The sequence below is a fragment of the Actinomadura sp. 9N215 genome (assembly GCF_044326345.1).
Lineage (GTDB): Bacteria > Actinomycetota > Actinomycetes > Streptosporangiales > Streptosporangiaceae > Spirillospora.
In genome coordinates, this window is record NZ_JBIRBA010000014.1 from 1 (window position 1) to 11,231 (window position 11,231).

Below are 11,231 nucleotides of genomic sequence, written 5' to 3' on the forward strand. Positions count from 1 at the left end.
TGCCACAGTCCCCAGGCGATGGATTGTGCGGGGAGGTGGTGGGTGTGGCGGTGGTGGGCGAGGGCGTCGAGGTAGGCGTTGGCGGCGGCGTAGGCGGCTTGTCCGGGGCTGCCGAGGGTGGCGGCGGCGGAGGAGAACAGGACGAACGCGGCCAGGTCGTGGTGTCGGGTGGCGTGGTGCAGGTGGCGGGCGGTGGTGGCCTTGGCGTGCCAGACCCGGCGGAGTTGGTCGGGGGCGAGGGTGGTGAGGGTCGCGTCGTCCAGCACTGCGGCGGTATGGATCACTGCCGTCAGGTTGAGGTCGTGGACCAGGTCGGTGACGGTGGCCGCGTCGGTCAGGTCGGCCGCGACGATCTGGACCTGCGCGCCCAGATCAGTGAGTTTGGTCTTCAGGGTGTCGGCGCCGGGGGCGTTGGGGCCGCGGCGGCTGACCAGGAGGAGGTGTTTGGCGCCCCAGGTGCGGGCCAGGTGTTCGGCGACCAGGCCGCCCAGGGTGCCGGTGCCGCCGGTGATCAGAACCGTCCCCTCCGGATCGAGCGGGGCGCCTTCCCCGGCGGGGTCGCTCGCGCGCTTCAGGCGGGGGACCAGAATGCGTCCCGCGCGGATCGCCATCTGCGGTTCGTCCTGCTCAAGGGCCGTGCCCACCTGGTCGAGCCGGCCGTCGGAGTCGAGGTCGATCAGGGTGAAGCGGCCGGGGTTCTCGGACTGCGCGCTGCGCAGCAGGCCCCAGGCGCTCGCGCTCACCGTGTCGACGTCATCGCCGGTGGGGACGGCGCCCTGGCTGAGGAAGACGAGCCGGGTGTCGTCGAGCTTGGGCTCGGCCAGCCATTCCTGGACGAGTGCCAAGAGCTCTTCGAGCGCGGACAAGCCGTCCCCGGCCTCCACGTCGGGCGTGCGAGCCAGGACCACCGGAGGCGGCGGCGCGTCGCCCTCCAGCAGCGCCGGGACGCTCTCCAGGACCGGCCAGTCCTCCGTCCGTCCGGACGACGGGACGGGGAGGACCTCCCAATCGATCGTGAACAGGCCGCGCTTCCCCTGGGCCGCGTTCCGGTCCCGCTGGATCCGCTCCGGTGTGGTCGCGCGGGGGACCATCGAGTCCACCGTGAGCACGGGCGCGCCCGCCGGGTCGGTCACGGTGATCGCCCACCCCCGGCCCGCCGCCGGGCTGAGGCGCACCCTGACCGTGGAGGCGCCCGTGGCCCAGAGCGTCACGCCGTTCCAGGCGAACGGCAACCACACCTCGCCGCCGCCGTCCGGGTCGTCGTCCCGGCCGGTGAGCAGCGCGGGGTGCAGCGCCGCGTCCAGCAGCGCGGGATGGATGCCGAACGCGCCGTGCTCGCCCGCGGCCTCGGGCAGCGCCACCTCGGCCAGGAGGTCGCGGTCGTCCCGCCAGACCGCGCGGAGCCCCCGGAACGCGGGGCCGTACCCGTACCCGGCGTCCTCGGCCCGCTCGTAGAACCCCGCGACGTCGACGGCCTGCGCGCCGGGCGGAGGCCAGACGCCGGTCAGGCCCGTGCCGTCCGCGGGCGCCTCGGGAGTGAGGACGCCCTCGGCGTGGAGGCTCCATTCGCGGTCCGGTTCGGCGTCGGGGTCCTGGCTGGAGAACACGCGTACGCCGCGCCGTCCGTCGGGCCCGGCGGCGTCCACCGCGACCTGCACCTGCAGGGAGCCCGTCTCGGGGACGATCAGCGGGGCCCGCAGCACCAGTTCCTCGACGCCGGAGCAGCCCGCCGCGTCCGCCGCGCGCAGCGCCCATTCGACCATGCCCGCACCCGGGACCAGCACCGTCCCGCCCACGCCGTGGTCTCCCAGCCAGCCGCTTTCCGCCACCTGCCCGGTGAGCAGGAGCCCCCCGTCGGCGAGGTCCACGGCGTCCGGCAGCGAGCCGGGCGTGTTGCCCTGGGCCAGCCAGTAGCGGTGGTGTTGGAAGGCGTAGGTGGGGAGTTCGATGGTGTTGGCGGTGGGGAGGGTGGGTGTCCAGTCGGTGGGGGTGCCGGTGGTGTGGGCTTGGGCGAGGGCGTGGAGGAGTTGGGTGTGGTCGTCGTGGTCGCGTCGGAGGGTGGGGATGGTGGTGGCGGTGTGGTGGTTGTGGTGGTCGATGGTTTGTTGGATGCCGATGGTCAGGACGGGGTGGGGGCTGGTTTCGATGAAGGTGCGGTGGCCGTCGCGCAGGAGGTGTTGGACGGTGTCGGCGAAGCGGACGGGTTGCCGCAGGTTGGTGACCCAGTAGTCGGCGTCGAGTGTGGTGGTGTCGATCGGCGCGGCCGCGACAGTGGAGTAGAACGCGACGTCGGTGCGCCTGGGCTGGATCCCGGTGAGCAGGTCCTTGATGTGGTCGGCGATCTGGTCGACCTGGGGCCCGTGGGAGGCGTAGTCGACGTCGATGAGGCGGGCGCGGACGCCCTGCGCTTCGCACGCGGCGACGGCTGCGGCGATCTGGTCGGGTGGACCGGACACGACCGTGGTCTCGGGTCCGTTGACGGCGGCGATGGTGATCTGGTCGAGGCCGGTGAGTAGGTGGTGGGTGTGGTGTTCGCTGGTGGCGAGTGAGGCCATGGCGCCGTGGCCGGAGAGTTTGCGGAGGGCTTGGCTGCGCAGGGCGACGATTTTGGCGGCGTCGTCGAGGGTGAGTGCTCCGGCGACGCAGGCGGCGGCGATTTCGCCTTGGGAGTGGCCGATGACGGCGGCGGGGTGGATGCCGTGGTGCGCCCAGACGGCGGCGAGGGAGACCATCACCGCCCACAGGGTGGGTTGCAGGACGTCGACCTGGTCCAGGTCGGCGGGACTGGTCAACGCCTGGGTGAGGGACCAGTCGACATGGGGGGACAGAGCGTCCTGGCATTCGGCGATGCGGTCGGCGAAGGTGGGGGAGTCGTCCAGGAGGCGGACGCCCATCCCGGCCCATTGCGAGCCTTGGCCGGGGAACACCAGCACCGGTCCCGGCCCGGTCGTTGCCTTGCCGGTGACCACGGAGGGGTGGGGCCGGTCATCGGCCAGCGCGCGCAGCCCGGCGAGCAGGTCCGCGCGGTTTTGACCGATCACGACCGCGCGATGCTCGAACGCCGACCGCGTCTTGGCCAGCGACCAGCCCACATCCGTCACCGCCTGCTCGGGATGGTCCTCGACGTGGGCGGCGAGCTTCTCGGCCTGTCCGCGCAGGGCTTCGGCGCCGTCGGCGGACAGGAGCCACGGCACGGGCCGATCGAGGGCGGGCTCGTCCGGCGGCCTGGTCTCCGCCTCGGTCTCGGGTACCTGCTCCACGATCAGGTGGGCGTTCGTCCCGGAGATGCCGAAGGACGACACGCCCGCGCGCCGGGGGCGTTCCCCGTTCGCCCATTCCCGGGATTCGCTGAGGAGCCGGATGTCCCCGGCGGACCAGTCGACGTGCGGAGTGGGTTCGTCGATATGGAGGGTGGCGGGCAGGACGCCGTGGCGCATCGCCATGACCATCTTGATCACGCCCGCGATCCCGGCCGCGGCCTGCGTGTGACCGATGTTCGACTTGATCGACCCCAGCCACAAAGGGCGATCGCGGTCTTGGCCATAGGTCGCGAGAAGGGCCTGCGCCTCGATCGGGTCGCCCAGCGTGGTGCCGGTGCCGTGCGCCTCGACGGCGTCCACATCGGACGGCGACAGACGCGCGTTCGCCAACGCCTGGCGGATCACACGTTGCTGCGACGGGCCGTTGGGCGCGGTCAGCCCGTTGGAGGCGCCGTCCTGGTTGACCGCCGACCCCCGGATGACGGCCAGCACCCGGTGACCGTTGCGCCGTGCGTCCGACAACCGCTCCACGAGCACCAGGCCCACGCCCTCGGAGAACCCCGCGCCGTCCGCCGCAGCCGCGAACGCCTTGGAGCGCCCGTCCGGCGCCAGGCCGCGCTGACGGGAGAACTCGATGAACGCGCCGGGCGTGGCCAGGACGGTCGCGCCGCCCGCGAGCGCCATCGTGCACTCGTCCTGCCGCAGCGCCTGGCAGGCCATGTGCAGCGCCACGAGCGACGACGAGCAGGCCGTGTCGACGGTGACCGCGGGCCCCTCCAGGCCGAAGGTGTACGCGATCCGGCCCGACATGACGCTGGTGGTGCTGCCGGCGAGGAGATAGCCCTCGACCTCGTCGGACGATGGCCCGCCCGATGCCCCGTAGCCCTGGAACGTCCCGCCGGTGAACACGCCGGTGGCGCTCCCGGGCAGTTCGTCCCGCCGCAGCCCGGCGTGCTCGAACGCCTCCCAGGCGGTCTCCAGGAGAAGCCGCTGCTGCGGGTCCGTCGCGAGCGACTCGCGCGGGCTGATCCCGAAGAACTCCGCGTCGAACCCGGCGACGTCCGACAGGAACCCTCCCTCGCGGGTGTGGCTGGTGCCGGGATGGCCGGGGTCGGGATGGAAGAGGCGGTCGAGGTCCCAGCCCCGGTCGCCGGGGAAGGGGACGATGGCGTCCACGCCGTCGGCGACCAGCCGCCACAGCTCGCCGGGGGTGGTCACGCCGCCCGGGTACCGGCACGCCATCCCGATGATGGCGATCGGTTCCCGGGCCCGGTCCGTCACCTCGCGGAGCCGCCGCCGCGCCTGGCGCAGGTCGGTGGTGGCGCGCTTGAGGTAGGTGCGCAGCTTCTCGTCATCAGCAGCCAAGGTTGATCGACCTCACTCGACGGGGCCCGGGTCGTGGTTCAGTTCCTGATCGAGGACCTGGAACAGCTCGTCGTCGGTGGCCGACTCCAGATCGGCGTCGTCGGCGGCGGCGTCGTCCGGTCCGCGGCGCAGGTCGCGCAGGATGTCCGCCAGCCTTTCGGCGACCTCGGCCCGCTCCTCGCCGCCCGCTTCGGTGTCGAGCGCCGAGACCGCGGCGGCGATCCGGTCGAGGTCGGTCAGCAGCGAGCGGCCGTCCGGCGCGGGGGCGGCGGTCCGCGCGGACGGCGCGACGGCCTCGGCGAGGAGCCGCGCGACCGCCGCCGGGGTCGGATGGTCGAAGGCGAGCGTGGCGGGCAGCCGCAGCCCGGTGGCGGCGCCGAGGAGGTTGCGCAGCTCCACGGCGGTCAGCGAGTCGAAGCCGAGGTCGCGGAAGTTCTGCTCGGGGTGGAGGGCCTCGTCCGAACCGTGCCCGAGCACGGCCGCGGCGTGCGTGCGGACCAGATCGAGCAGCGCCGCCTCGCGCTCCTCGGGGGGCATGGCGGCGAACCTCCCGCCGGGCGCCGACGAGGGCGCGGCGGCGGCCGCGGCCTGGGGCCTCGCCTTCCGCACGAGCTGCCGGAGGATCGCGGGCGGTTCCGCCTTCTCCGCGTGCGCGCGGAGGGCGGGCAGGTCCAGCGCGATGGGGACGACGAGAGGACGCCCGGTTTCGAGGGCCGCGTCGAACAGCGCGAGGCCCAGCTCGGCGTCCAGGCCGCCGATGCCGGTGCGCGCCATCCTGGCCCGGTCGGCGTCCGTCATGCCGCCCGTCATGCCGGTGGACTGGACCCAGTACCCCCAGGCGAGGGACGTCGCGGGCAGGCCCTGGGCGTGGCGGTGCGTCGCGAGCGCGTCCAGGTAGGCGCTGGCGGCCGAGTAGTTTCCCTGGCCGGCCGCGCCGAGCAGGCCCGCCGCCGCGGAGAACAGGACGAACGCCGACAGGTCGCGGTCGCGGGTGAGGTCGTGCAGGTTCCACGCCGCGACCGCCTTGGCCTGGAGCACGGCGTCGCACCGCTCGGGGGTCAGCGCCTGGACGGTGCCGTCCATGAGCACCCCCGCGGCGTGGACGACCCCGGTGAGCGGGCGGTCCTCGGGGACGGCGTCCAGCAGGGCGGCCAGCGCGGCCCGGTCGCCGGCGTCGCAGGCGGCGACGGTGACGCGCGCGCCCGCCGCCGTCAGCTCCTCGGCCAGCTCCGCCGCGCCTGGTGCGTCCGGGCCGCGCCGGCTGGTGAGCAGCAGGTTCCGGACGCCGTGCCGGGCGACCAGGTGGCGGGCGGTGGCGGCGCCGAGCGTCCCGGTGCCCCCGGTGACCAGCACGGTGCCCCCGGGCACCAGCGCCGTGCCGCCTGTGACCAGCGCCGTTCCGCCGGGATCGGGCGCCGCCGCCGGGATCGTGACGATGATCTTGCCGATGTGCCGGGCCTGGGTGAAGTGGCGGAACGCCTCGGGGGCCTGGCGGATGTCCCACGTCGTCAACGGGAGCGGCCGGAGCGTCCCGTCCTCGAACAGGTCCGACAGCGCGGCGAGCATCTCCGCGACACGGTCGGGACCGGCGGTCTCCAGGAGGTCGAACGCGGTGTAGGAGACCCCGTCGTACCGCTCGCGGACCTCGTCCGGGTCGCGGACGTCGGTCTTGCCCATGTCGACGAACCGGCCGCCGGGGGCGAGCAGCCGCAGGGACGCGTCAACGAACTCGGCGGCCAGGGAGTTGAGCACCACGTCGAACGCGCCCGCCGTCTCCCGGAAGGCCTCCTCGAAGTCGAGCGTGCGGGACGACGCGATGCGGCTCGGGTCGACGCCGCGCTCGCGCAGCGCGCCCCACTTGCCGGGGCTCGCCGTGGTGAACACGTCCGCCCCCCAGTGCCGGGCGAGCTGGAGCGCGGCGAGGCCGACGCCGCCCGTGGCGGTGTGGAGCAGCAGCCGCTGCCCGGGCCGCAGCCGCCCCAGGTCGGACAGGCCGAAGTAGGCGGTCAGGAACGCCGACGGCGCTCCCGCCGCCTGGGCGAACGTCCAGCCCGGGGGGACGGGCGCGATCAGGCGCCGGTCCGTGGTGACGACGGGGCCGATGCCGTCGAAGAGGCCCATGACCCTGTCGCCGGGCGAGAACCCGTCCACGTCCGGGGCCGCCTCGACGACGATCCCCGCGCCGTCGCAGCCGGGCGGCGTCCCGTCGTCGACCATGCCGAGCGTGATGAGCACGTCGTGGAAGTTCAGGCCGCCCGCGCGCAGCGCCACGCGCACCTCGCCCGGCCCGAGCGGCCGGTCGGCGTCCTGGCTCTCCACCAGGGCGAGGTCGTCGACGCTGCCGCCGCCGCCGACGAGGCCGAGCCGCCATCCGGCCGCGCCGGCGGGCGGGGAGAGCCGCTTCGCCGTGTCCTCGTGGTCGAGGCGCGGCACGTACGGGTGGCCCTCGCGCAGCGCCAGCTCCGGCTCGTGCGAGGCCAGCGCCGCGGGGAGCGCCCGGACGGAGGCCTCCGCTGAGTCGAGGTCGAGCAGCACGAACCGGCCGGGGTTCTCGGAATCGGCGCTGCGGACCAGGCCCCACAGCGCCGCCGCGGGCAGGTCGCTCAGGACGTCGTAGGCGTCGGCGGCGACCGCGCCCCTCGTCACGACGGCCAGCCTGACGGTGGAGAGCAGGGGGTCGGCCAGCCACGACTGGAGCAGGGCGAGGGCGTCGCGGACGACGTCCCGCATCTCGTCGCCTCCGCCGGTGAACGGCGCGAGGACGATGTCGGGCGCAGCGCCGCCGCCGGCGATGGCCGTGCTGAGCGCACGCGGGTCACGGTGTCGCGGGACCTCCGGCAGCGCCGCCGCCAGCGGATCGTCCCGGGAGGACGACAGGACGGCCAGCCGGGGCGGCGGCGCGTCCTGCGGCAGCGGCCGGCGAAGCCAGCCGACCCGGAACAGGCGGTTCCTCGTGATGGCGGCCGCCGGCGACAGCTCCCCGGCCGGCGCGGGCCGCATGACCAGCGTGTCGAGGGTGACGACGGGTGCGCCTTCGGGGTCGGCGGCGGTGAGCGTGAGGCGGTCGTCCCCGGCGGCGCCGATCCGGACCCGGAGCGCCGTCGCCCCAGCCGCGTGCAGCCGCAGGCCTCGCCACGAGAACGGCAGCCGGACCGGCCCGCCGGATTCCGCGTCGGCGGCCAGCGCGTGGGCGTGCAGGGCGGCGTCGAGAAGTGCGGGATGGATCCCGTAGCCGGACGCGTCCGCGCGCACCACCTCGGGGAGCGAGACCTCGGCGTAGACGTCGCCGTCCAGCCGCCAGGCGGCCGTCAGTCCCTGGAACGCCGGGCCGTAACCGTACCCGTGGTCGCCGAGGCCCGGGTAGAAGCCGCCGACGTCGATCGGCACGGCACCGGGCGGCGGCCAGGCGCCGTCCGGCGCGGCCGGGCGATCCGATGAGGAGGGCGCCACGGTGCCCGAGGCGTGCCGCGTCCACGCGGGCGAACCGTCGCCGCCGCCCGCGGCACGCGCGTGGACGGTGAAGGACCGCCGTCCGGCCTCGTCGGCCGCCGCCACCGCCACTTGAACCTCGACGCCCGCCCCGTCCGGGATCACCAGCGGTGCTTCGAGGGCGAGATCGGCGACCTCGTCGCAGCCCGCGCGGGCCGCGGCGTGCAGCGCCAGCTCGGCGAACGCCGTCCCGGGGAGCAGCACGGCGCCGAGGACGGCATGGTCGGCGAGCCACGGATGGGACTGGAGGGACAACCGCCCGGTCAGCAGGTCCGCCGCTTCGTCGGCCGGCTCGACCGCCGCGCCGAGGAGGGGATGTCCCGCGTCCGCGAGTCCGAGGTCGGCGGGGTCGCCTCCGGTGGGTCGCTTCTCCAGCCAGTAGCGGTGGTGTTGGAAGGCGTAGGTGGGGAGTTCGATGGTGTTGGCGGTGGGGAGGGTGGGTGTCCAGTCGGTGGGGGTGCCGGTGGTGTGGGCTTGGGCGAGGGCGTGGAGGAGTTGGGTGTGGTCGTCGTGGTCGCGTCGGAGGGTGGGGATGGTGGTGGCGGTGTGGTGGTTGTGGTGGTCGATGGTTTGTTGGATGCCGATGGTCAGGACGGGGTGGGGGCTGGTTTCGATGAAGGTGCGGTGGCCGTCGTGCAGGAGGTGTTGGACGGTGTCGGCGAAGCGGACGGGTTGCCGCAGGTTGGTGACCCAGTAGTCGGCGTCGAGTGTGGTGGTGTCGATCGGCGCGGCCGCGACGGTGGAGTAGAAGGGGATCTCTGTGGGGCGGGGCTGGACGTCGGCCAGGAGGCCCTTGATGTGGTCGGCGATCTGGTCGACGTGGGGGCTGTGGGAGGCGTAGTCGACGTCGATGAGGCGGGCGCGGACGCCTTGTTCCTCGCTGATGCCGACGGCGGCGGCGACTTGGTCGGGTGGCCCGCAGATGACGGTGCTCTCGGGTCCGTTGACGGCGGCGATGGTGATTTGGTCGAGGCTGGTGAGTAGGTGGTGGGTGTGGTGTTCGCTGGTTGCGAGTGAGGCCATGGCGCCGTGGCCGGAGAGTTTGCGGAGGGCTTGGCTGCGCAGGGCGACGATTTTGGCGGCGTCGTCGAGGGTGAGTGCTCCGGCGACGCAGGCGGCGGCGATTTCGCCTTGGGAGTGGCCGATGACGGCGGCGGGGTGGATGCCGTGGTGCGCCCAGACGGCGGCGAGGGAGACCATCACCGCCCACAGGGTGGGTTGCAGGACGTCGACCTGGTCCAGGTCGGCGGGGTTGGTCAGGACGTGGGTGAGAGACCAGTCGGTGTAGGGGGCCAGGGCTTGTTCGCATTCGGCGATGCGGACGGCGAAGGTGGGGGAGTCGTCCAGGAGGCGGACGCCCATCCCGGCCCATTGCGAGCCTTGGCCGGGGAATACCAGCACCGGTCCTGGCCCGGTGGTGGCTTTGCCGGTCACTACGGAGGGGTGGGGCCGGTCATCGGCCAGCGCGCGCAGCCCGGCGAGCAGGTCCGCGCGGTTTTGGCCGATCACGACCGCGCGATGCTCGAACGCCGACCGCGTCTTGGCCAGCGACCAGCCCACGTCGGCCACGGTCGCGTCGGGGACGGCGTCCAGGTGCCCGGCCAGGGCTCTGGCCTGCGCCTGGAGCGCCTGCGGGCTGCGGGCGGACAGCGTCCAGGGCACCGGACGGTCCGTCCCGGGAGTCGGCGGGATTCGCTCGTCCGGCGCCTCGGGCTCGGGGGCCTGCTCCACGATCAGGTGGGCGTTCGTCCCGGAGATGCCGAACCCGGACACCCCCGCTCGCCGCGGACGGTCCGTGTCCGGCCAGTCGATCTGATCGGTGAGGAGCCGTACCGTGCCCGATGACCAGTCGACGTGCGGGGTGGGTTCGTCGACGTGGAGGGTGGCGGGCAGGACGCCGTGGCGCATCGCCATGACCATCTTGATCACGCCCGCGATCCCGGCCGCGGCCTGCGTGTGACCGATGTTCGACTTGATCGACCCCAGCCACAGTGGCCGGTCGCGGTTCTGCCCGTAGGTGGCTTGGAGGGCTTGCGCCTCGATCGGGTCGCCCAGCGTGGTGCCGGTTCCGTGCGCCTCGATGACGTCCACATCGGACGGCGACAGACGCGCGTTCGCCAGGGCCTGACGGATGACGCGCTGCTGCGACGGGCCGTTGGGCGCCGTCAACCCGTTGGAGGCGCCGTCCTGGTTGACCGCCGACCCCCGGATGACGGCCAGCACCCGGTGGCCGTTGCGCCGCGCGTCCGACAGCCGCTCCAGGACGAGCGCGCCCGCGCCCTCGCCCCAGCCGGTGCCGTCGGCGGCCGCCGCGAACGGCTTGCAGCGCCCGTCCGCCGCGAGGCCGCGCTGCCGGGAGAACTCGATGAACGCGCCGGGCGTCGCGATCACGGTGACGGCCCCGGCGAGCGCCAGGCCGCACTCGCGGCGCCGCAGCGCGTGCGCGGCGAGGTGGATGGCGACCAGCGACGACGAGCAGGCCGTGTCGACGGTGACGGCGGGCCCCTCCAGGCCGAAGGTGTACGCGATCCGGCCCGACGCCACGCTGCCGAGGTTGCCGGTGCCGACGTAGCCCTCGACCTCGCTGGTCATGTCACCGATGTACGACAGGTAGTCGTACGAGCTCACGCCCGCGAACACGCCGGTTTCGCTGCCGTCCAGGGCCTCCTTGGCGAGCCCGGCGCGCTCGAACGCCTCCCAGGCGGTCTCCAGGAGCATCCGCTGCTGCGGGTCCATCGCGACGGCCTCGCGCGGGCTGATGCCGAAGAAGCCCGCGTCGAAGCCGGCCGCGTCGTCGCAGAAGCCGCCCTCGGTCACGTAGGACGTGCCGTACCGCTCGTGGTCGGGGTCGTAGAGACGCGCGAGGTCCCAGCCGCGGTCGCCGGGGAACTCCGAGATGGCGTCGCCGCGGTCGCGCACCAGTCGCCACAGGTCCTCGGGGGAGCGGATCCCGCCCGGGTACCGGCAGGCCATGCCGACGACGGCGATCGGCTCCGACAGCGCGGACTCGGCGTCGCCGAGCCTCCGCCGCGCCTCCCGCAGCTCGGCCGTGACCCACTTGAGGTGGTCGAGCAGCTTCTCCTCGTTCGGCATCTGCCCCGGGCTCCTTCCCTCGGC

At 74.0% G+C, this 11,231-nt stretch carries 2 protein-coding genes; both read right to left on the minus strand.

Annotated features, from left to right (window positions below; translation table 11 throughout):
• The coding region (locus tag ACH34T_RS22905) for an SDR family NAD(P)-dependent oxidoreductase (protein ID WP_395994251.1) at nt 1-4,625 on the minus strand (4,625 nt) is incomplete at its 3' end.
• Between the two features lie 12 nt (nt 4,626-4,637).
• Entirely contained in the window at nt 4,638-11,207 is a 6,570-nt protein-coding gene (locus ACH34T_RS22910; RefSeq protein WP_395994252.1) for an SDR family NAD(P)-dependent oxidoreductase, read from the minus strand.
• Between the last annotated feature and the right edge of the window lie 24 nt (nt 11,208-11,231).

Excerpts from the sequence above, each read along its gene's own strand:
- ACH34T_RS22910 (WP_395994252.1), bottom strand. The coding sequence starts at position 11,207 with ATGCCGAACGAGGAGAAGCTGCTCGACCACCTCAAGTGGGTCACGGCC.